Genomic DNA, 21,157 nt, shown 5'->3' with positions numbered 1-21,157 from the left:
AGGGAGGTGTCGTGACCATTACCGATGAGTGGGTGGCAGATGCGCTCGAGGCCATTCAGTTGCCCAGGCGGCTGCGGCTCCGCCTGACAAGGAACGGACTCACGGTGGTACCTGTCACGCAGGCGCATCTCACGACTCAGCGGCGGATCGCGAACCAGATCGAAGCGCGGATGCCGGGTTGGATGCCGATCGGCGAGTTCAAGATCCTGCCTGCACGTGAAGGCTACAAACCCGAACCCGACGTCTCCGTCCTCCCGGAGGACCAGTGGGACTCCGGAAGCAGCGAGTTCGACGAGGGCTTGCTGCCATTCGTGGTCGAGGTCGTTTCTCCGGAGAGCAAGAACCGCGACTACAGCACCAAACCGGAGCACTACGCCATGCGCGGCATCCCGGCCTACCTCATCGTCGACGTCCTCTCAGCCTCCTGGCAGCTCCTGACCCAGCCGGAGAACGGCACCTATCAGTGCACCCAGTCCGGCCCGTTCGGCAAGGACATCCAGATCCCCGTGGCCGACCAGACCCTCGTGCTCGACTCCTCCCAGTTCATGCGCGTCTGAAACCCGGAAGCGGTGCCCGGTCGTCTCTGGAGACAATGACCCCCGTGCGCTACCGCATTCTCGGCACCACCCAGGCACTCCGCTCCGACGGCACGTCCGTCCCGGTCGGCGGGGCCCGGCTGCGTGCCCTGCTGACCGTGCTCGCCCTGCGGGCCGGGCGGGCCGTACCCGCCGCCCTCCTCGTCGACGAGGTGTGGGACGGCGGCCCGCCCGCCGACGCCACCGGCGCGCTACAGGCGCTGGTCGGGCGGCTGCGCCGGACGCTCGGTCCGGCCGCGGTGCAGTCCACGGACGGCGGCTACCGACTGGCCGCGGCGCCGGACGACGTCGACCTGCACCACTTCGACCGGCTGGCCGGCGAGGGCCTGCGCGCACTGGCCGACGGCGACGCCGCCAAGGCGGCGCTCGTCCTCGACGACGCCCTCGCCCTGTGGCACGGTCCCGCCCTCGCCGACCTTCCCGACCGCACCGCCGAGGCGGCTCGCTGGGAGTCCCGCCGCCTCGACGCGCGGCGCGCCCGGCTCACCGCGGCCCTCGCCCTCGGCCACGGCGAGCAGCACCTGCCCGAGCTGACCGCCCTGTGCGACCTCCACCCCCTGGACGAGCCCCTCCAGGTCCTGCGCCTGCGCGCCCTGCGCGACGCGGGCCGCCCGGCGGAGGCACTGGCCGCGTACGAGGAGGTACGACAACTGCTCGCGGACCGTCTCGGCTCGGACCCGGGTCCGGAACTGCGGGCACTGCACGGGGAGTTGCTGCGACCGGGGGAGGGGCCCCGGGCGCGGGCGAACGGCACGGGCAGGACCGCGCGGGATGCGGGTGCTGCCGGTTCCGGCCGTGCCGGGTGGCAAGGCGGTGCTGTTGGTTCCGGCGCCGTGCGGGGTCCGGGTGCTGCGGGTGCCGATACCGCCGGGCGGGATGGGGGTGCTGCGGGCTCCGGCCGTGCTGTGCGGGATGCGGATGCTGTGGGCGCTGATGCTGCCGGGTGGCGTGGCGGTGCTCCTGGCTCGGGCGCCGGGTGGGATGCGGGTGCCGATACCGCCGGGCGGGATGCGGGTGCTGCTGGCTCCGACGCCGCCGCGTGGAACGCCGGTGCTCCCGGCCCCGGCGCCGGGCGGGACACCGGGGCTCGGGTGGTCGGCCGCGAGGTCGGGCCGGGGAACAGGGGTGTCGAGACGCCTGCGGCCTGGGCCGTTCCGGCCTGGCAGCGGACGCCTTTGACCGAGGGGACCCCCCTCGCCCCACCACCCCCCGGAAACCTCCGGGCCCGCCTGACCTCCTTCGTCGGGCGGGGCGCCGACATCGACGCCATCCGCGGTGATCTCGCCGCCGCCCGGCTCGTCACCCTCCTCGGCCCCGGCGGCGCCGGCAAGACGCGGCTGTCGCAGGAGGCCGCCGAGGCCGTGGCGCAGACGGCACGGGACGGGGTGTGGCTGGCCGAACTGGCGCCCGTCGACGACCCGGAAGCCGTGCCCGAGGCCGTGCTCACCGCCGTCGGGGCGCGCGAGACCGTCCTGCGCGGCGCCGGCGCCGAGGAGATGCGCGCCGTCTCCGACTGGCACGACGACCCCCTCGTCCGGCTCGCGGAACACTGCGCGCGGCGCCGTATGCTGATCGTCCTCGACAACTGCGAACACGTCGTGGAGGCCGCCGCCCGGCTCGTCGAGCACCTCCTCGAGCGCTGCCCCGAGCTGACGGTCCTGGCCACCAGCCGCGAACCCCTCGGCGTACCCGGGGAGTTGCTGCGCCCGGTCGAGCCGCTGCCGCAGCCGTACGCGCTGAAGCTGTTCGCCGACCGCGGCGCCGCCGCCCGGCCCGGCTTCCGTATCGAGGACGACCCCGAGGCCGCCGCGGAGATCTGCCGCCGCCTCGACGGACTGCCGCTCGCCATCGAACTGGCCGCGGCCCGGCTGCGGATGCTGTCGCCGCGCCAGATCGCGGACCGGCTCGACGACCGCTTCCGGCTGCTCACCTCCGGCAGCCGCACCGTGCTGCCCCGGCAGCAGACCCTGCGGGCCGTCGTCGACTGGTCCTGGGACCTGCTCGACACGGACGAACGCGCGGTGCTGCGCCGGCTGTCCGTGTTCTCCGGCGGCTGCGACCTCACCGCGGCCGAGGCCGTGTGCGGCCCCGCCGCGCTGGAGGCACTCGGCTCGCTCGTCGACAAGTCCCTGGTGGTGGCCGCCCCTTCGGGCGACGGCGAGATGCGCTACCGGCTCCTGGAAACCGTCGCCGAGTACGCGGGCGAACGGCTCGACGAATCCGGCGAGCGGCCCGAGACCGAGCGCGCCCACCTCACGTACTACCGCGAACTCGCCCGTACCACCGACCCGTTGCTGCGCTCGTCGGGTCAGCGTGCCGCGGTCGAGCGCTTCGAGGTGGAGTACGAGAACCTGCGCACCGCCCTGCGCCGGGCCGTGGCCGTCCGCGACGAGCAGGAGGCGCTCTGCCTGCTGCTCTCGCTGTGCTGGTACTGGCAGATGCGCGACCTGCGCGCCGAGGCCCGCACCTGGTCCGCCGCCGTCACGGCCCTCGGCCCCGACCCCTTCGCACCGCCCACGCGGCCCGCGCCCGACCTCCTGGAACGCTGCACCGACAATCCGCCGCCGATGCCTCCGGAGCTCCTCGACGAGGCCCGCCGTGGCGCCCATCTCATCCATATGGCCTGCATGGACATGGATATTCAGGCATGGGACACGCCGGAGGCGAAGGAGAAGCTGCGCGTCATCAGCGAGACCTACCGCCCCGGCCAGCCGCAGGCCAGCCGCTGGCCGGGCTCCATATGGTTCTTCGCCGTCCTGCTCACCGTCGACCTGGACCGTGTGCGCGCCGTCATCGACGAATGCGTCAGCACCTGCCGCGAACTCGGCTACACCTGGGATCTGGCCCAGGCCCTCCAGATGCGCGCCAACGTCCTCGCCAACCGCGCCCACTGGGCGGGGGACGCGACCCGGGACGCGGACGAGGCGCTGGAGATCTTCCGCGGGATGGGAGACACCTGGGGTGCGGCCGAGGCCCTGTCCGCCCGCGGCGAGTCCCGCGAGCGCCGCGGTGAATACCTCCTCGCCGCCGCCGACTACGAGGCCGCGCGGGAGTACGCCGAACAGCTCGGTGCCCGTTCCCAGATGGCCGTACTCAGTGCCCGCCTCGGCAGCGTCCTCATCGACGCGAGGCAGGAGGAGAAGGGAGAGCGGCTGCTGCGCGAGGTGCTCGACGAGGGCCACAGCTCGGTGACCGACGCCATGCCGGTCGCCCGGCTCGTCCTGGCGATGCTGCTCAGCCGCACGAACCGTGTGGCCGAGGCGCGCGAGCAGATCGCCCTGCTGCGCACGGACTTCGCGGCCGTCTCCTTCGTGGTCTTCGACGGCTTGGTGCTCGGCGTGGAGGCCTGGCTGGACGTGCTCGAGGAGCGGTACGAGGAGGCCCTGGACAAGCTGCGGAGGTCCCTCGCCCAGGCCTCTGACCAGCTGACCTCGTTGATCGCGCCGCACCTGGGGTCCATGCACCTGACCACCGCGGCGCTCGCGCTCACCGGCCTGGACGGCGGATCCCGTGTCCGGGACGCGGCCAGGTGTCTGGCCGCCGCCGACCATCTGCTGCCGCCCGCCCACTTCCGGTCCCCGTCGGAGCGCGAGGCCCGCGCCACGGCGGAGGCGGGCGCCCGGGCGGTCCTGGGCGACGCGGCATACGAGGCGGCGTACGCGGAGGGCGACGGCCTCTCCCTGGAGGAGGCCGCCGCCCTCGTGTGACGCGGACCGGCTGTGGCTGTGGCTGTGGCTGTGCCGGGCGTCAGGTCTTGTCGCTGAACGTGCGTCAGGTCTTGTTGCTGAACTTGCGGATGGCGATCGGCGCCATGACCAGCGTGAGGACGGCCGACCAGGCGAGGGTCAGCAGCACGTCGTGCGCGATCGGGCCCCCGTTCATCAGGCCCCGGGCGGCGTCCGCCAGCGACGACAGCGGGTTGTAGTCCGTGAAGGCCTGGAGCCAGCCCGGCATGGTCTTGGTCGGGGCGAAGATCGACGAACCGAACTGCAACGGCATCAGCACGAGGAACCCCATCGCTTGGACGGACTGGGCGGACTTCATCACCACGCCCAGGGTCAGGAAGATCCACATGACCCCGAACCCGAAGACGACCGACAGGCCGATGGCCGCGAACAGGCCGGGTACGTTCGACACGGACAGGCCGAGCATGAAGCCCACCGCGAGCAGGATCGCCGTGGCGACGAGCATCCGTCCGATCTCCACTGTGATCTTGGCGATCAACACGGAGGAGCGGCTGATCGGCAGGGACCGGAAGCGGTCCATCACGCCCTTGTGGAAGTCCTCGTTGAATCCGGTGCCGACACCCTGCGCGATGTTCATGCCCATCATCGCCATCAGGCCGGGGACCACGTAGTTGACGTACGCGTGCCGGTTGTCGGTGCCCGCGATCGCGCCGCCGAAGACGAACACGAACAGCAGGCAGAAGACGACCGGGAACAGGACCGCGTCGAACATCGACTCCGGGTCCTGGCGGATCCACAGCAGATTGCGGCGGATCAGCGCGCCGATGTGGCGCAGGTTGCCGCGCAGTCCGATGCGGCCTTCCGTGGGAACAAGGGTGGAGCTGACAGTGGTGGCACTCATGCGGCGACCTCCTCGCGGGCGGCGGACGCGTCCTGCGCGGGACCGGCCTTGTGGCCGGTGAGGGACAGGAACACCTCGTCCAGGCTGGGCAGTTCGGTGGCGATGCCGGCGAGCGTGATGCCGCGGGCGGTGAGCGCGCCGACCACCGCGGTCAGCTGCTCGTCGCTGAGGATCGGCACGAGGACGGTGCCGGTGTCGGTGTCCACGGTCGCGTTGCCGGGACCGGTGAGCCCGAACTCGTCGAGCGCCGTGGCCATCGGGCGCAGCTCCAGCGGGTCGGCCGGGCGGATGCGCAGCGTACGGCCGCCGACCTTCGCCTTCAGCTCGTCGATGCGGCCGCCCGCGATGACCTTGCCGCGGTCGATGACGGTCAGTTCGGAGGCCAGTTGCTCGGCCTCCTCCATGTACTGGGTGGTCAGCAGCACGGTGGCGCCCTCGGTGACCATCCGCTTGACCTCGGTCCACACCTCGTTCCGCGTGCGCGGGTCCAGGCCGGTGGTGGGCTCGTCCAGATAGAGGACGGCCGGGTGTCCGATCAGCGACGCGGCGAGGTCCAGGCGCCGCCGCATACCGCCGGAGTACGTGGCCGCCGGGCGCTTGGCCGCCTCCGTGAGCGAGAACCGCTCCAGGAGCCCGTCGGCCCGGGCCCGGGCCTCCTTGCGAGGCAGGTCGAGGAGCCGGCCGATCATGTAAAGGTTCTCGAAGCCGGAGAGCTTCTCGTCGACCGAGGCGTACTGGCCGGTGAGGCCGATCACGCGGCGGGTCTGGCGGGGCTGTCGTACGACGTCGTAGCCGGCGACCACGGCGTGGCCGGCGTCCGGGGTGATGAGGGTGGACAGGCAGCGGACCAGGGTGGTCTTGCCGGCGCCGTTCGGCCCGAGCACGCCGAGGACGGTGCCCTCCCGCACGTCGAGGTCGACGCCGTCCAGCGCCTTGGTCCCGCCGTAGTGCTTGACCAGCCCCCGTACGGTGACGGCCGCGTCCGGGGCGGCGTCGCTGGGGTTGTTGTCGATTCGCGTCATGCCGACCAAGCTGTCAGCCGCCACCGACAAACCACCGACAGATCGCCGACAGCTGTGGACGGCCGCCTACAGATCGCCGACAGACAGCAAGCAGCCCGCCGACGGGGGAAGATCGGCGGGCTGCTGCGCGCCCCGTAAGGGGCGCGAGGAACTGCGCGACCAGCCACACGCGGCCCGCAGTATGTCGACTACCGCACCCGGCAGACGCTCAGTGCACCGAGTGCTCCTCCAACGGGAACGTCCCGCCCACTACGTCCTCGGCGAAAGCCCTCGCCGCGTCGCCCATGACCTGACGCAGGTCCGCGTACTTCTTCACGAACTTCGGCACACGGCCGCCGGTCAGCCCCATCATGTCGGTCCACACAAGCACCTGCGCGTCCGTCTCCGGCCCGGCTCCGATGCCGACCGTCGGGATGTGCAGCACCCGTGTCACCTCGGCCGCCAGCTCCGCGGGAACGAGTTCCAGGACGACCGCGAACGCGCCCGCGTCCTGCACCGCCTTGGCGTCGCGCAGCAGCTGGTGCGCCGCCTCGTCGCCGCGGCCCTGCACGCGGTAGCCCATGGTGTTCACGGACTGCGGGGTCAGGCCGATGTGGGCCATGACCGGGATGCCGGACTCCACCAGCAGCTCGATCTGGCCGTGCGAGCGCTCGCCGCCCTCCAGCTTCACCGCACCGACCCCGGCCTCCTTGACCAGGCGGGTGGCCGAGCGCAGCGCCTGCACCGGGCCCTCCTGGTACGAGCCGAAGGGAAGGTCGCCGACGATCAGGGCGCGCTTGGTGCCCCGTACGACGGCGGCGGACAGCATGGTCATCTCGTCGAGCGTGACGGGCACGGTCGTCTCGTACCCGAGGTGGCAGTTGCCCGCCGAGTCGCCGACGAGCATGACCGGGATGCCGGCCTCATCGAACACGGATGCGGTCATCGCGTCGTACGCGGTGAGCATGGGCCACTTCTCGCCCCGCTCCTTGGCGGCGGTGATGTCGCGCACGGTGATGCGGCGGGTGCTCTTTCCGCCGTACAGCGCCTTGCTGCTGTCGGAGGGCTTGAGCACACCCTGAGCGGGCTGCCCCTGGGCAGCCGGAAGCTGCGTCATCGCAACGGCTCCTTCGGTCATCTCGAGGCGCCCTGACGGCGTCCCCGGATCACCCCCATGGTGGCACCTCGTGCCACGCGCGGCTAGTGCGGGGGAGGCGCCGCGGGTCACCGCCGGGTTCCGGCCGTTCCGTACGGCATGCTCGGACCCGAGGACCCGAGGACCCGAGGACCCGAGGACCCGAGGACCCGAGGACCCGAGGACCCGAGGACCCGAGGACCCGAGGACCCGAGGACCCGAGGACCCGAGGACCCGAGAACCCGAGAACCCGAGAACCCGAGAACCCGAAGTCCTAGGTCCGTTGGTCCTAGGTCCGTTGTTAAGGCCTCCGTAAAGAATTCCGATACGAGACCGTTCCGTATCGGAATTCACCTAGTCTCGTCCCATGACAACTCCTGCTGCCCCAGTCGAACGGCGGGTGCCCGAGGCCGTGCACCGGCGTCGGTGGGCCATTCTCGGCGTGCTGATGCTCAGCCTGCTGATCGTGGTGCTCGACAACTCGATCCTGAACGTCGCGATCAAGACCATCTCGACCCCGGCGCCGACGGGCCTGGGCGCCACCCAGAGCGAGCTGGAGTGGGCCATCAACGCCTACACCCTGGTCTTCGCCGGGCTGCTGTTCACCGCGGGCCTCCTCGGCGACCGCCTGGGCCGCAAAAAGACTCTGCTGGCCGGTCTCGCCGTGTTCGGTGCCGGGTCGGCACTCGCCGCCGAGTCGGGTTCACCCGCGCAGCTCATCGTGTTCCGGGCGGTCATGGGCCTCGGCGCGGCCTTCGTGATGCCCGCGACGCTCGCCGTCCTCATGAACGTCTTCGAGCGGGACGAGCAGCCCAAGGCCATCGGCATCTGGGCCGGCGGCGTCGGCCTCGCCATCGCCATAGGGCCGATCACCGGTGGCGTGCTCCTGGACCACTTTTGGTGGGGCTCCGTCTTCCTGATCAACGTGCCGATCGTGATCCTCGCGCTGGCCCTGATGCTCTGGCTGGTCCCCGACTCCCGCGACCCCAACCCCGGCCGCCTCGACCCCGTCGGCGTCGTCCTGTCGGTCGTCGGCCTGGTCCTGCTCGTCTACGGCATCATCAAGGGCGGCCAGCTGGCCGACTTCACCGACGCCAAGGTGCTCGCGACCATCGCCGCCGGTCTCGTCGTGCTCGCGGGCTTCGTCGTGTTCGAGAAGCGCAGCGACCACCCGTCCATCGACGTCACGTACTTCAAGAACAAGGTCTTCTCCGCCGCCATCGCCGCGATCGCGCTGGTCTTCTTCGCACTGATGGGCGTGACCTTCTTCTCCGTCTTCTACACCCAGAGCATCCGGGGCTACTCGCCGCTGAAGAGCGGTGTGCTGATGCTGCCGCTGGCCGCCGCGCAGATGATCTTCGCGCCGCGTGCCCGGCTGCTGGTCGATCGCTTCGGCAACAAGGCCACGACCACGGCCGGCCTGGTCGTCATCGCCGCGACGCTCGCCGCGTTCGCCGGGTTCGAGGCGGACACGCCGATCTGGATCCTGGAGGTCGTCTTCTTCCTCATGGGTACCGGCATGGCCCACATCATGACCCCGACCAGCGTGGTCATCATGCAGGCGCTGCCCCGCGAGAAGGCGGGGTCCGCGTCCGCGCTCAGCAACACCATGCGCCAGGTCGGCGGCGCGCTCGGCATCGCGGTGCTCGGCTCGGTCCTGTCGACGACGTACCGCGACGGCATCCAGGACAAGCTCGCCCTCCTGCCGGCGGGGATCCGCCACACCGCGGGCGAGTCGATCGAGGCGACGCTCGGCGTGGCCGCGAAGCTCGGCCCGAACGGCAAGGCACTCGTCGCCCCGGCGAACGACGCGTTCCTGCACGCGATGCACGTCACGGCCCTGTGGGGGGCGGGAGTGGCGGTGCTCGGCGCGATCGTGGTGGCACTGTTCCTGCCCGGGAAGGCGCCCGCGTCGCCGCAGGGCACGGAGGAGACGGAGCTGGTGGCGGCCGAGCACTGACCGTACGTCAGGAACGGGCACTCGGGGGGACGGGTGCCCGTTGGGCGTACAGCCGGGGAGAATGATCCCAGCGCAGCAAGGAGAGTCGAACGTGAGCCTCGCCGAGAGCCGGCCCCAGCAGGACTACCCCGTGCGCGGACGCCCCCGCAGCGAGGCCGTCGAACGGGCCATCATCGAAGGGGTGATGAAGCTCATCGAGGACGGCGTGCCCCTCGCCGACCTGTCCATAGAGCGCATCGCCCGCACCGCCGGCGTGGGCAAGGCCACCATCTACCGCCGGTGGAGCAACAAGGAGGACCTCTTCGTCGACGTCCTGTGCGCCGCCGAACCCGACGACCCCGAACTGCCCGGCACCTCGATGCGCGACGACCTCGTGGTGCTCCTGGAGTCGCTGCGGCAGCGCGGTCTGGCCAGCCGCGCCTCGGCGATCCTGCGCAACGTGCAGGCCCAGATGAAGAGCAGCCCCAAGATCTGGGCCGCGTACCACGCGACCGTGATCGCCCCCCGGCGCCGGCTCGGGATCGAAGTCCTGCGCCGCGGGCAGAAGAACGGCGAGCTGCGCCAGGACGTGGACGTCGACCTGATGAACGACATCCTCGTCGGCCCCATGCTCGTACGCTCCGTGCTGCGCCCCGACGCCCGGCTCGACGAGGAGGGCCTCGCCGAGCGGATCGTCGACACGGTCCTCGCGGGGCTACGGCCCGTCAGCACCTAGGGATGTGTGCGCGTTTCGTCACAGAAACCCCGTCCGTCCCCTCGTTCGGAACTCCGGACGCCGCCTTCGTCGTCATCGTCCCCGTACGGCCGTCACGGGACGGCGGGAACGGAGCCGATCATCCCCTAGGGTCATAGCCGAGGGGACGACGGAGTGCACGGCAAGTGGTGAGGCGACGGTATGGCGCAGGCGTACATGACCGAGACGGGCAGCGACGGCACGGAGCCGGAGCGCAGAGGATCCCGGCTCCGGCGCCTGTACGACACCCTGCGCACCGACCGCGGCATCTGGCGCCGTGGAATCGTGCTGGCCGCTCTCGCGCTCGTCCTCGCGCTGGTGATGCTGCTGCACGCCCGGATCCCCAACAGCGTCGGCAACCTCGGCAGTCTCACCGAGACATTTCTGCCCTGGCTCGGGGTCGTGTTCGTCCCGCTGCTGCTGGTCCTCGCGCTGGTGCGGAAGTCGGCGACCGCGCTGATCGCCGTGCTGGTTCCCGTGGTCGCCTGGCTGAACCTCTTCGGCGGGCTGCTCGGCGACAAGACGGGCGGCGGCGGAGGCGACCTGACCGTCGCCACGCACAACGTCAACGCCGCCAACCCCGACCCGGCCGCCACCGCGCGTGACGTGGCCGCGTCCGGCGCGGACGTGCTGGCCCTGGAGGAGCTGAAGGCGTCCGCGGTTCCGGTGTACGAGCAGGCGCTGGCGTCGACGTACAAGTACCACTCGGTGCAGGGCACGGTCGGACTGTGGAGCAAGTACCCGCTGAGCGGGGTGAAGGCCGTGGACATCAAGCTGGGCTGGACGCGGGCGATGCGGGCCACCGTGACCACGCCGTCCGGGCCGGTCGCCTTCTACGTCGCCCACATGCCCTCCGTGCGGGTGAAGCTGGCGGCCGGGTTCACCGCACGGCAGCGCGACACCAGCGCGGACGCGCTCGGTGAGGCCATCGCCAACGAGAGCCTGGACAAGGTGATCCTGCTCGGCGATCTGAACGGCACCATGAACGACCGCGCGCTCAACGCCGTCACCGCGCAACTGCGCTCCACACAGGGCGCGGCGGGCAGTGGCTTCGGGTTCAGCTGGCCGGCGTCGTTCCCGATGGCGCGCATCGACCAGATCCTGGTCAGGGGCGTCGACCCGGTGAGCTCATGGAGCCTGCCGCGGACGGGGAGCGACCACCTGCCGGTCGCGGCGCGTGTGAGGCTCGACACGTAGGTTGCGGGCAACCCCGCATTTACCTCCCGGAATACTGGGCCTGGCAGGCTTTGTTCCGCAAGGGAACATAAGCTGGGGCGGAACGACGGAACTCCGCCCCTGAACCCCTGAAAGGCACAGGCCCTTCATGCCCCTGGCCCTGCTCGCCCTCGCCGTGGGTGCCTTCGGCATCGGCACCACCGAGTTCGTGATGATGGGCCTGCTGCCCAACGTCGCGGACGACCTGCACATATCCATCCCCACCGCCGGGTACCTGGTCTCGGCGTACGCGCTGGGCGTGGTGATCGGCGCGCCGCTGCTCGCCGCGGTCACGGCCCGTATGTCCCGCCGCAAGGTCCTCATCGGCCTGATGGCCCTGTTCGTGCTCGGCAACGCGCTCTCCGGCCTCGCCCCGGACCAGCACTGGCTGCTGGCCGCGCGCTTCCTGAGCGGTCTGCCGCACGGGGCGTTCTTCGGTGTCGGCGCGGTCGTCGCCACCAACCTGGCCGCGCCCGAGCGCAAGGCCCGCTCGGTCTCGCTGATGTTCATGGGCCTGACGGTCGCGAACATCGCCGGTGTGCCGGTGGCGACGCTGATGGGCCAGCACCTCGGGTGGCGGGCCACCTTCCTCGGCGTGAGCGCGATCGGCGTGGCCGCGATCGCCTCCCTCTTCTTCCTGATCCCGGCGGACCACACCCACGCCCCGGCGGGCGGCCTGCGCGGCGAACTGGCGGCCCTGCGGTCCCTGCCGGTGTGGCTGGCGCTGGGCACGACGGTGGCGGGCTTCGGCGCGCTGTTCTCGGCGTACAGCTACGTGACGCCGATGCTGACGGACGCGGCGGGCTACGCGGACGCGAACGTCACGTTTCTGCTGGCGCTGTTCGGTGTGGGCGCGACGATCGGCAACCTGGTGGGCGGCCGGCTCGCGGACCACTCCCTGCGGGGCACGCTGTTCGGCGGCCTGACGTCGCTGGCGCTGGTCCTGGCCCTGTTCCCGCTGCTCATGGGCGCCGAGTGGAGCGCGGCCCTGGCGGTGACGCTGCTGGGGGTGGCGGCGTTCATCACCGGCTCCCCGCTGCAGTTGATGGTCATGGAGAAGGCGTCGGCGGCCCCCTCGCTGGCGTCCTCGGCGAACCAGGCGGCCTTCAACCTGGCGAACGCGGGCGGAGCGTGGATCGGCGGCCTGGCGCTGGCGGCGGGCTTCGGCGTGACGTCACCGGCGGTGGCGGGCGCGGGCCTGGCGGTGCTGGGGCTGGGGGTGGCGGGGGCCGCGTGGGCGGTGGACCGCCGACGGGCGTCTGTGCACGTGCCGGTACCGGGGCGGCTGGTCGCGGTGCACGTTCCGGAGCGTGCGGAGAGCGTGCGCGGCTGAACGCGGGCTCGGGCGGGTGGCTTTTTCGCCCCCGCCGCCCCTACCCGTCCCGTACCTGGGGGGCTGCGCCCCCAGACCCCCGCTGTCGGCCTTGACGGCCTCGTCGTCAAACTCCCCCAAGCTCTTCGAGCAGGGGGGACCCCCAGACGGGCTGATTTATCAGCCCCTCCGGCGTTTGAGGAGCGGGGTGCGGGGGCGGAGCCCCGCGGGGGTTCGGGGGCGGGGTAGTCGCCGGTGTGCTCCGGCTCGTAGGCCGGCGGCAGGTCCTCGGACAGCACCAGGCGGTCGATGCGCAGGCCGTCGTCCACACGCTGTCCATTGGCGACTGCGTCGCGGGCTTCCGGCGCGTCCGCGTCCGCCGCCGGCAGGTCGAGGTCCAGCACCACGCAGCCCTCAGGGAACGCCACCAGATGCGCTCCCTGCTCGGCGGAGTGCCGGGTCCAACGGACGATCGCCTCGGCGTTTCCGGCGAGATCACCGACGGTCGAGTCGATCTGATTCAGGGCGAGGCGTAGTTAAGCGGGCCCAGTCTAAACGCCAGTAATCGTCAGAGCGACACTGTGTGGTGTGGGGCACCCCACGTGAGGTGCCCCACACCCGGCTCTCAGCCGCGGTAGCCGAGCACCGTCATCATCCCCGCCTCGGCGTGGTAGACGTTGTGGCAGTGGATCATCCACAGGCCCGGGTTGTCGGCGTCGAAGTCCACCGTCAGCGTCTTGTTCGGCAGCACGATCGCGGTGTCCTTACGTGCCCCGCCCGCAGCGCCCGCCCCGCCCGCGAGCTGGAACGTGTGGCCGTGCAGATGCACCGGGTGCCACATGGACGTGGAGTTGGCGAAGACCAGCCGCACCCGTTCGCCGGCCCGCACGGGATGCCGCTGGGTGGCGGTGTAGGGCTTCTTGTCGAACGCCCAGTCGTACTTCGCCATGCCGCCCGTGAGCCGCAGCCTCACCGTCCGGTCCGGCTCCTTCGGTGCGAGGGCCACCGAGTCGTCGGCCTTCAGCCCGTCCGCCGTCAGCAGCCGTCCGTCCAGCTCCTTCGGCCGTACGGTCGCGGCGGGCGCCGCCCCGCCACCCGTACGCAGCAGCGCGAGCGCCGACGCGTTCTTGCCCTCGGCGAGCGCGGTCAGCGGGAAGACGCCGTCCTTGGCGGTGACCAGGACGTCGTAGCGTTCGCCCATACCGATCAGCAGCGCGTCCGTCGTCGCGTGCCGCACCGGGAAGCCGTCCGTGTGCGTCACCGTCATGGTGTGTCCGCCGAGAGCGACCCGGAAGGCCGTGTCCCCGCCCGCGTTGATGATCCGGATCCGGATGCGGTCCCCGGGGCGGGCGCGGAAGACGGAGGGGTCGGTCGCCGTGCGCCCGTTCACCAGGTAGTACGGGTACGCCACATCGCCCGCGTCCCCGCCGAGCAGCTCGCTCCGGGCGCCCATGAGCATGCGGGAGGGGCCGGAGGCGGACGGCGACGCACTGGCCTTCATCGACATACCCGCCATGCCGGACATGTCGTGCCCGGAGTGGTCCGTGGAGTCGCCCATGTCCATGCCACCCATGTCCATGCCGCCCGTGTCCATCCCGCCCATGCCGTTGCGCAGCTCCTCCAGCACGGCGTCCGGCGTCGACCCGTCCACCCCGTCGACCCAGTCGTCCAGGACGATCACCCACTCCTTGTCGTACGACAGGGGCTCCTTCGGGTCCTCGACGATCAGCGGCGCGTACAGCCCCCGGTCCTGCTGGGTGCCGGAGTGGGGGTGGAACCAGTACGTGCCCGGATGCGGCACGGTGAAGCGGTGGGTGAAGTCGGCGCCCGGCTTGATCGCGCGCTGGGTGAGACCGGGGACGCCGTCCATGTCGTTGCGCAGGGCGATGCCGTGCCAGTGCAGGGAGGTCGGCTGGGGGAGGTGGTTGGCGAGCGTGAGGGCGAGCGTGTCGCCCGCGGTGACCCGGACCTCCCGGCCGGGCAGTCCGTCGCCGTACGCCCAGGACCTGACCGTACGGCCGCCCAGGTCGAGGGAGGTCGCGGCGGCCGTGAGCCGTACCTTCCGGACCGTGCCGGAGCCGCGCTTCTTCTCGGCGGCCGCGACCTCGGGCCCCGCCGGGTCGACATATCCGCCGGGAGCGTCGGAGACCCCGCTTCCGTCGTGGTTCGAGTGGCCGGAGTGGCCGGAGTGGCTTGAGTGGTCCGAGCCCGAGCAGGCGGTCAGGACTCCCGTACCGGCTACGGCGATCGACGCGCCGAGCAGGGTGCGGCGGGTGAGCGCGCGCGGGTGAGCGCGCATGATGCGAGTACGCATGACTGGGTGACACCTCGTCGTGGTGGTGTTGCGTGGGGAGGGACGCATCCGCCGCTTCGGGTGCGCCGTGCGCGGAGGATCCACGCGGGCAGCACGAAGCGGCCGGTGCGCCGGCCTACTGGCGCAGCACCGACAGACGGGTGAGCAGGGATCTCGGCGGCGGGGGGTTGGGCCACAGCGCCCGCAGCAGGCGCGCGAGCGGGACCGGCGGTGCGCCGGAGTCCCACGGGCGCCCCAGGGCCGCACCCAGCAGCAGGACGAGCGTGAACGCGCCGAGCACGGCGAGGCAGACCGACAGCGGGTTCATGCCGGTCATCGGAGGCGTCCCGGCGTTCGCCGCGGGAGCCGGGTCGGTCACCGCCTCGGGGGCCTGGACCTGATGGGGTGCGGTGACGGCCTGATGGGGGGCGGTGACGGCCTGGCGGAGCGTGGTGACGACCTGGTGGGGTGCGGTGACGACCGCAGTGTCGTGCGAGGGCATCCCGTTCTCCGACGGATGCCCCACCGTATGCATGGTGACGATCCCGAAGAGCAGCACGGCGAACAGCAACAGCTGCCCGTACCGCTCGCGGCTCCTCGTCGTCATGGAGGGAACCTTACCCCCACCGGGTATCCGACGGCACGCGAACCCGTGTACGGCCCAGCCGTGAGCAGGGGCCTCAGCCGCGCGCACGCGTACCCGACACACATACGCGCCCGCCCCCCGATGACGGTCGACATCCACCAGTTCGCCGGGCTTCTCGCGTTCGTAGCGGCGTATGACGCGGCCTGTGGCCCGGTCCAGATGTGTGAGACGGGCCAGGCCGTAGCGGGTCAGCACGCGGTGCACCGTGGAGGGCACCAGCCGCAGCAGGTGCGCGATGCGGGCCGGTCCCCAACGGCGCAGGACGCGGACCTTGATGATGCGCCGCTCGGTGCGGGTCGGTATCCGGCGCGGGCTGCGGTGCGGGCGGCTGGAGCGGTCGGCCATGCCGGCCTCCCCGTTTTGCCGGTAGCGGTCGGCCCACCGTTGGGCCGTGCTCGGCGAGACTTGAAAGCGTTCGGCAGCCCGGCGCAGGGTCCAGCCGACCACGCAACGGGCAAGCCGAAGGCGACCGGTCTCGGTCAGGGGTGCATTACGGTGGGGCACGAGGGCCTTTCTGTTGCTGGTGCAGATGTCGCAATCCACACCAGGCCAGAAGGCCCTCACCCGTTTCAAGATCCCTCAGCCGAGACCTGTGTCACCAACCTCCGTGGACGGAACACCTAGCCCATCCCTGGTCCTGTCAGCTCGCACCAGACCGTCTTCCGGTCCACGGCCTGGTCCACGCCCCACCGGTGTGAGAGGGCGTCTACGAGGACCAGGCCTCGGCCGGACTCGGCCGTGGCGGGGGCGGAGAGGGGAGCGGGTAGGGCGTGTGGGTCGGGGTCGGTGACCTCGATGCGGGTGCAGCCGTGGGGCGGCGTGCTCATGACGCGGACGGTCACCGGGGTGCCTTCGCCGAGGTGGTCGATGACGTTTGTCAGTAACTCCGTTGCGCACAGGCGGACTTCGAAGTCGTGTGCGCGGAGGTGGTGGCGGAGTTCTGGTACGGCCTTCGGTGTCGCGAGCAGGGTGAGTGCGAAGGTCATTGTCCGGCCGCCGTCTTCCGGAGGGCGATGGCCAGCCGTAGCGCACCCGTTCATGACCGGCTCGGCGAAGATCATGACCTTCCCCGACGCCCCGCCGCTGTTCTACACAGAGGCGCTGCACAGCGGCGACACCATCGACGATATTGCCCTCGTACATGAGTACCGCAGGTCTTACGATCGCCTCAGGGCCGTCGCGTTGTCACCGGAGACGTCCCTGGCCATGATCAAGGCAGCGGCAGGGGACTATCGAAATGGCAAGCAACCGGATCGACTTGAGTGACGCGCTCTGGTTCAAGAGCAGCTACAGCAATGCGACCGGTGGGGACTGCGTCGAAGTGGCCAGCGACTTCCCCGGACTCGTCCCCGTCCGTGACTCCAAGGTCCCCCACGGTCCCGCCCTCGTCGTGACGGCCGCCGCCTGGGCCCCCTTCGTCGCCGCACTCAAGGGCTCAACCGGGGCCCGGGGCGGAGCCCCCGGGGCCTCAGCTGCTCAAAGGCCCCCGGGGCCTCAGCTGCTCACAAATCGAAGCGCTCAAGGTCCCGCAGCCACGTCCGGGCCGAGCTGTCCGACGGTGCGCGCCAGTCACCCCGCGGTGACAGTGAACCGCCCGCCGAGACCTTCGGGCCGTTCGGCATCGCCGAGCGCTTGAACTGTGCGAACCCGAAGAAGCGGCGGCAGAAGACCTCCAGCCAGTGCCGGATCTCGGGCAGGTCGTACGCCACCCGCTTGGCCTCGGGGAAGTTCGGGGGCCAGGCGCCGGCTTCCGGGTCGTGCCAGGCGTGCCAGGCCAGGAAGGCGATCTTGGAGGGACGGAAGCCGTAGCGCAGCACGTGGAAGAGCGTGAAGTCGTGCAGGGCGTACGGGCCGATCTTCGACTCCGTCGACTGCATCTCCTCGCCCGGCACCAGCTCCGGGCTGATCTCGGTGTCGAGGATCGCGGCGAGCGTCTTGCCGGTCTCCTCGTCGAACTGGCCGCTGCTGATGACCCAGCGGATGAGGTGCTGGATCAGGGTCTTCGGCACGCCGCCGTTGACGTTGTAGTGGCTCATCTGGTCGCCGACGCCGTACGTGGACCAGCCGAGCGCCAGCTCCGAGAGGTCGCCGGTGCCGAGGACGATGCCGCCGCGCTGGTTGGCGAGGCGGAAGAGGTAGTCGGTGCGCAGACCCGCCTGCACGTTCTCGAAGGTGACGTCGTACACCGGCTCGCCGGAGGCGAACGGGTGGTCCATCTCCTTCAGCATCAGCCGTGCGGTCGGCGTGATGTCCAGCTCGGCCGCGGTGACGCCCAGGGAACGCATCAGCGCATGCGCGTTTTCCTTGGTGTGGTCGCTGGTGGCGAAGCCGGGCAGGGTCCAGGCCAGGATGTCGCTGCGCGGGCGGCCCGCGCGGTCCATCGCGCGGGCGGCGACGATGAGCGCGTGCGTGGAGTCCAGGCCGCCGGACACCCCGATGACGACCTTCGGGCCGCCGATCGCCGCGAGGCGCTGCTGGAGGCCTTCGACCTGGATGTTGTACGCCTCGTAGCAGTCCAGGGCGAGGCGGTCGGGGTCGGCCGGTACGAACGGGAAGCGCTCCAGGCGGCGGCGCAGCCCCAGGTCGGTGAGGGGCGGGGCGAGCTCGAAGGCGACCGTCCGGAAGTCACTCGTCCGCGCGCTGTGCGTACGGCGGTTGTCGTCGAACGTGCCCTGCCGCTGTCGTTCCTGCCGCAGCAGGTCGAGGTCCACGTCGGCCACCGCGTACTCGTCGCCGAGCGGGAACCGCTCGGTCTCGGCGAGCAGCACGCCGTTCTCGTAGATCATGGTCTGGCCGTCCCAGGACAGGTCGGTGGTCGACTCGCCCAGTCCGGCCGCCGCGTAGACGTACGCGGCAAGGCAGCGGGAGGACGCCGAGCGGCACAGCAGCTTGCGGTCCTCGGCCCGGCCGACCGTGATCGGGCTGCCGGAGAGGTTGACCAGCACCGTCGCACCGGCCAGCGCCGCCTCCGCGCTGGGCGGCACCGGCACCCACATGTCCTCGCAGATCTCCGCGTGCAGGACAAGACCGGGGACGTCCTCGGCCGCGAACAGCAGGTCCACGCCGAACGGTACGGTCGCGCCGCCGACGCGGATCGAGCCGCCGCGCTCGTCGGCGCCGTCACCGATCTGCCGGCGCTCGTAGAACTCCCGGTAGTTCGGCGGGTACGACTTGGGGACCACGCCGAGGATCCGGCCGCGGTGCACGACGACCGCGCAGTTGTAGATCCGGTTGCGGTGGCGCAGCGGGGCGCCGACGACCAGGACGGGCAGCAGGTCCGCCGACCCGGTCACCACCTCCTGGACTGCCTCCTCGACCTGGTCGAGGAGCGCGTCCTGGAGGAGCAGGTCCTCGATCGAGTAGCCGCACAGCACCATCTCCGGGAAGACGGCGACGGCGACCCCGTCCTCGGCGCACCGGCGCGCGTGGCGCAGGACCGCTTCGGCGTTGGCGTGCGGGTCGGCGATGACGGTGTGGCCCGTGCAGGCGGCGACGCGTGCGAAGCCATGCTGATAGATCGACCAGAAGTTCAACGGAGGCACGCGGTCAGTGTAATCGTCAGAGCGACGCAATAGGGGGCGTGGGGTGTTGTTGCGTACCCCACGCCCCCCTGGAGCGCCTACCGCGTCAGCGGACCGGCGTCAGCCGGTCACCGGCGCGATCAGCGGCGGCGCCACGACTCCACGTAGCCGGGAGCGGGCGAGCCCACACCGGTCACGTCGTCATAGCCCTTCACGGCCTGCAGTGAGCTGTCCTTGCCGAGGCTGCGGACCGAGGTGGCCAGGCCGCCCGTGGCGTCGTAGCCGTTCACGAAGTCGATGCGCGCCACGGCCAGTCCGGAGCCCGTGGGGTTGTCCGTGACGTCGTGGTACGCCTGCGAGCCGTACTTCGCGTAGATGGCCGGGTTGGCGAAGCCGATCGGCTTGCCACCGCGCGCCTCCTGGGCCAGCGCCTGGACGGCCGCGATCACAGGCGCGGCGAGCGAGGTGCCGCCGATGCGGTACTCGTCGTACGCCTGCGTCCCGTCCGGCAGGGTCTGCGTCTGGCCGACCTTGAAACCGGTGTTCGGGTCGGCGATCGCCGCGATGTCCGGGACGACGCGGTTGCCGGTGGCGTTGTTCGCGTTGGCCAGCGCGTCCGGGACGACACCCTTCTGGTAGTAGGGCTCCGCCACGGTCTTGCTGGTGCCGCCGCCCGCGCCCGAGGTGTACGCGCCGGGGAAGTTCGTCCAGCTCTTGCCGTCGTTCGACAGCAGCGCCTTCTCGGTGCCCCAGCCGGTCTCCCACAGGTACTTGTCGCCCTTGCCGACGGCCAGCGAGGTACCGCCGACCGCCGTCACCCAGGCCGAGTTGGCCGGGGTGTCGACCTGCTTCGTACCGGTGTTGGCGACCTCGTCGCCGTTGTCGCCGGAGGAGAAGTAGAAGCCGATGCCCTGGACGGCGCCGAACTGGAAGACCTGGTCGTAGGCGGCCGCGAGGTCCGGCGTCTGGTTGGCCTCGATGTCGCCCCACGAGTTGGAGACGATGTCGGCCAGATGCCCGTCGACGATCTTGTTCAGCGAGTCGAGCAGATCGTCGTCGTAGCATGAGGCGGCACCCACGTAGGTGATGCTCGCGCCCGGCGCGACCGCGTGCACGGCCTCGACGTCGAGCGTCTCCTCGCCGTACCAGCCGGCGGCCCCGCACTCCTTGGTCTTCGTGTAGTTCTTCGGCAGCACCTGGCGCAGCTGGCTGCTGGTGTACGCGGCGTCGCCGTGCTTCTTCGCGTAGGTGGCCGCGTCGAAGGCGATGGTCGGGGAGGCGTAGGCGTCGGTGATGGCGACCCGTACGTCCTTGCCCGTGCGGGTGCCCGCACCGTACGCGGCCCGCAGCTGTTGACCCGTGTAGCCCTTCACCGCGTACGGGATCTTCGTACCGTAGGCGTCCGGCAGCGTCGTCGCGACGTTCGAGCCGTAGTACGAGGAGAACGGCCCGGAGTTGCGGAAGACCGAGTCCGGCGGCGGCAGCTGGTCGTTGTGGGTCGACTTGTGCGGGGCGTTGTCCAGGCCGGTGACGGTCAGGACGGCACCGTTCAGGCTCTCCGGCGCGGAGGCCGTCTTCGACGGCGCCCGGTAGGTCTTCGAGCCCTTGGCGTAGTTGTGCAGCTGCGTGCCGAACGCCTTCTCGGCGGCTGCCACGTCACCCGAGACGGCGACGTAGTGCTTGGTGACGGCGGTGACCTTCAGGCCCGAGGACCTCAGCCACGACGTCACCTCGGCCACCTGGGCCTTGGTCGCGCCGAAGCGCTGCTGTGTCTGGTGGGCGCTCAGGTACCTGCCGTACAACGGCGAGTGCGGGTCGGAGACGGCCCTCGCGTAGGCGGCCAGGCCCTTGGCGTCACGGCCGGCGAGGTAGACCCGCGCGGTGACCTGGGCGTTGTCCGAGGTGGAGCCCTTGTCCGCCTTGGCCGTCGCCCACGCGGGCTTGGTGCCCGCGAGCGCGTCCCGGCCGGGGCTGTCCGCGGCGTGCGCCGCGGGTATGCCGAGCGCCAGTGCGCCGGCGAGCAGCGGCAGTGTCGCTGCCATGCTCACCCCGGCGCGCGCCTTGGCGCGATTGGATCTCATAGAACCCCCTGCGATGCGGTTCGTCGCATGTAGTGGTCGGTCGTCGGTGATCCGCGTAGAACGCCGCGCATGAGGGC

Annotated in this window: 14 protein-coding genes and 3 pseudogenes; 9 read left to right on the top strand and 8 right to left on the bottom strand. The window is 71.1% G+C overall.

Annotated features, from left to right (window positions below; all coding sequences use genetic code 11):
- Positions 1 to 11: 11 nt before the first annotated feature.
- The gene (locus tag Q2K21_RS27465; RefSeq protein WP_310776105.1) at positions 12 to 557 is read left to right on the top strand and encodes a Uma2 family endonuclease; all 546 of its coding nucleotides are present in this window, start codon (positions 12 to 14) and stop codon (positions 555 to 557) included.
- Positions 558 to 592: 35 nt separating this feature from the next.
- Complete coding sequence (locus Q2K21_RS27460; protein WP_310776103.1) at positions 593 to 4,303, top strand: AfsR/SARP family transcriptional regulator; 3,711 nt, start codon at positions 593 to 595, stop codon at positions 4,301 to 4,303.
- Positions 4,304 to 4,367: 64 nt separating this feature from the next.
- Here the strand turns inward: Q2K21_RS27460 and Q2K21_RS27455 are convergent, their stop codons facing one another.
- The 3 genes from Q2K21_RS27455 to panB all read right to left on the bottom strand — a co-directional run bounded on the left by Q2K21_RS27455 (position 4,368) and on the right by panB (position 7,301).
- Positions 4,368 to 5,183, bottom strand: a complete 816-nt coding sequence (locus tag Q2K21_RS27455; protein WP_310776101.1) for an ABC transporter permease — start codon at positions 5,181 to 5,183, stop codon at positions 4,368 to 4,370.
- A complete protein-coding gene (locus tag Q2K21_RS27450; RefSeq protein WP_310776099.1) occupies positions 5,180 to 6,205 on the bottom strand; it encodes an ATP-binding cassette domain-containing protein in 1,026 nt (341 codons plus the stop codon). The genes Q2K21_RS27455 and Q2K21_RS27450 overlap by 4 nt, the downstream gene beginning before the upstream one ends.
- Before the next feature lie 208 nt (positions 6,206 to 6,413).
- Entirely contained in the window at positions 6,414 to 7,301 is an 888-nt protein-coding gene (gene panB, locus Q2K21_RS27445) for a 3-methyl-2-oxobutanoate hydroxymethyltransferase (RefSeq protein WP_310776097.1), read from the bottom strand.
- Positions 7,302 to 7,686: 385 nt separating this feature from the next.
- On the opposite strand from panB, the gene Q2K21_RS27440 reads away from it, so the two are divergent.
- From Q2K21_RS27440 to Q2K21_RS27420, 5 genes are all read left to right on the top strand, one after another.
- On the top strand, positions 7,687 to 9,279 hold the full coding sequence (locus tag Q2K21_RS27440; RefSeq protein ID WP_310776095.1) for an MFS transporter: 1,593 nt from the start codon (positions 7,687 to 7,689) through the stop codon (positions 9,277 to 9,279).
- Positions 9,280 to 9,370: 91 nt separating this feature from the next.
- Positions 9,371 to 9,994: a TetR/AcrR family transcriptional regulator gene (locus tag Q2K21_RS27435; RefSeq protein ID WP_310776093.1), complete on the top strand. Its 624-nt coding sequence runs from the start codon at positions 9,371 to 9,373 to the stop codon at positions 9,992 to 9,994.
- Between the two features lie 180 nt (positions 9,995 to 10,174).
- On the top strand, positions 10,175 to 11,209 hold the full coding sequence (locus tag Q2K21_RS27430; protein WP_310776091.1) for an endonuclease/exonuclease/phosphatase family protein: 1,035 nt from the start codon (positions 10,175 to 10,177) through the stop codon (positions 11,207 to 11,209).
- A gap of 127 nt (positions 11,210 to 11,336) precedes the next feature.
- Entirely contained in the window at positions 11,337 to 12,560 is a 1,224-nt protein-coding gene (locus tag Q2K21_RS27425; protein WP_310776089.1) for an MFS transporter, read from the top strand.
- A 236-nt stretch (positions 12,561 to 12,796) separates the two neighbouring features.
- Complete coding sequence (locus Q2K21_RS27420) at positions 12,797 to 13,075, top strand: hypothetical protein (RefSeq protein WP_310776087.1); 279 nt, start codon at positions 12,797 to 12,799, stop codon at positions 13,073 to 13,075.
- 89 nt (positions 13,076 to 13,164) lie between these two features.
- Here Q2K21_RS27420 and Q2K21_RS27415 read toward each other — a convergent pair whose 3' ends face one another.
- The 3 genes and pseudogenes from Q2K21_RS27415 to Q2K21_RS27405 form a co-directional block, all read right to left on the bottom strand.
- Entirely contained in the window at positions 13,165 to 14,853 is a 1,689-nt protein-coding gene (locus tag Q2K21_RS27415) for a multicopper oxidase family protein (protein ID WP_310776085.1), read from the bottom strand.
- A 712-nt stretch (positions 14,854 to 15,565) separates the two neighbouring features.
- Positions 15,566 to 15,982, bottom strand: a pseudogene (locus Q2K21_RS27410) (helix-turn-helix domain-containing protein); the annotation flags it as partial.
- Between the two features lie 116 nt (positions 15,983 to 16,098).
- On the bottom strand, positions 16,099 to 16,464 hold the full coding sequence (locus Q2K21_RS27405) for an ATP-binding protein (RefSeq protein ID WP_310776083.1): 366 nt from the start codon (positions 16,462 to 16,464) through the stop codon (positions 16,099 to 16,101).
- A 43-nt stretch (positions 16,465 to 16,507) separates the two neighbouring features.
- Between Q2K21_RS27405 and Q2K21_RS27400 the strand changes: the two are divergent.
- Both Q2K21_RS27400 and Q2K21_RS27395 read left to right on the top strand, forming a co-directional pair.
- Positions 16,508 to 16,744 (top strand): annotated as a pseudogene (locus Q2K21_RS27400) (Scr1 family TA system antitoxin-like transcriptional regulator); the annotation flags it as partial.
- Positions 16,716 to 16,898 (top strand): annotated as a pseudogene (locus tag Q2K21_RS27395) (DUF397 domain-containing protein); the annotation flags it as partial. The pseudogenes Q2K21_RS27400 and Q2K21_RS27395, both read left to right, overlap by 29 nt.
- An 82-nt stretch (positions 16,899 to 16,980) precedes the next feature.
- Here Q2K21_RS27395 and Q2K21_RS27390 read toward each other — a convergent pair.
- Together Q2K21_RS27390 and Q2K21_RS27385 are read right to left on the bottom strand one after the other, a co-directional pair.
- Entirely contained in the window at positions 16,981 to 19,020 is a 2,040-nt protein-coding gene (locus Q2K21_RS27390) for an NAD(+) synthase (RefSeq protein WP_310776081.1), read from the bottom strand.
- 119 nt (positions 19,021 to 19,139) lie between these two features.
- Entirely contained in the window at positions 19,140 to 21,080 is a 1,941-nt protein-coding gene (locus Q2K21_RS27385) for a S53 family peptidase (protein ID WP_310776079.1), read from the bottom strand.
- Between the last annotated feature and the right edge of the window lie 77 nt (positions 21,081 to 21,157).

Source organism: Streptomyces sp. CGMCC 4.7035 (genome assembly GCF_031583065.1).
Taxonomy (GTDB): domain Bacteria; phylum Actinomycetota; class Actinomycetes; order Streptomycetales; family Streptomycetaceae; genus Streptomyces; species Streptomyces yaanensis.
Note: the sequence above shows the minus strand (reverse complement) of the source record. Positions and strands in the feature narration are given on the sequence as shown.

Coding starts and splice junctions, on each gene's coding strand:
- Q2K21_RS27460 (WP_310776103.1), top strand. CDS start 593: ATGACCCCCGTGCGCTACCGCATTCTCGGCACCACCCAGGCACTCCGC.
- Q2K21_RS27455 (WP_310776101.1), bottom strand. CDS start 5,183: ATGAGTGCCACCACTGTCAGCTCCACCCTTGTTCCCACGGAAGGCCGC.
- Q2K21_RS27450 (WP_310776099.1), bottom strand. CDS start 6,205: ATGACGCGAATCGACAACAACCCCAGCGACGCCGCCCCGGACGCGGCC.
- panB (WP_310776097.1), bottom strand. CDS start 7,301: ATGACGCAGCTTCCGGCTGCCCAGGGGCAGCCCGCTCAGGGTGTGCTC.
- Q2K21_RS27440 (WP_310776095.1), top strand. CDS start 7,687: ATGACAACTCCTGCTGCCCCAGTCGAACGGCGGGTGCCCGAGGCCGTG.
- Q2K21_RS27430 (WP_310776091.1), top strand. CDS start 10,175: ATGGCGCAGGCGTACATGACCGAGACGGGCAGCGACGGCACGGAGCCG.
- Q2K21_RS27425 (WP_310776089.1), top strand. CDS start 11,337: ATGCCCCTGGCCCTGCTCGCCCTCGCCGTGGGTGCCTTCGGCATCGGC.
- Q2K21_RS27415 (WP_310776085.1), bottom strand. CDS start 14,853: ATGCGTACTCGCATCATGCGCGCTCACCCGCGCGCGCTCACCCGCCGC.
- Q2K21_RS27405 (WP_310776083.1), bottom strand. CDS start 16,464: ATGACCTTCGCACTCACCCTGCTCGCGACACCGAAGGCCGTACCAGAA.
- Q2K21_RS27385 (WP_310776079.1), bottom strand. CDS start 21,080: ATGAGATCCAATCGCGCCAAGGCGCGCGCCGGGGTGAGCATGGCAGCG.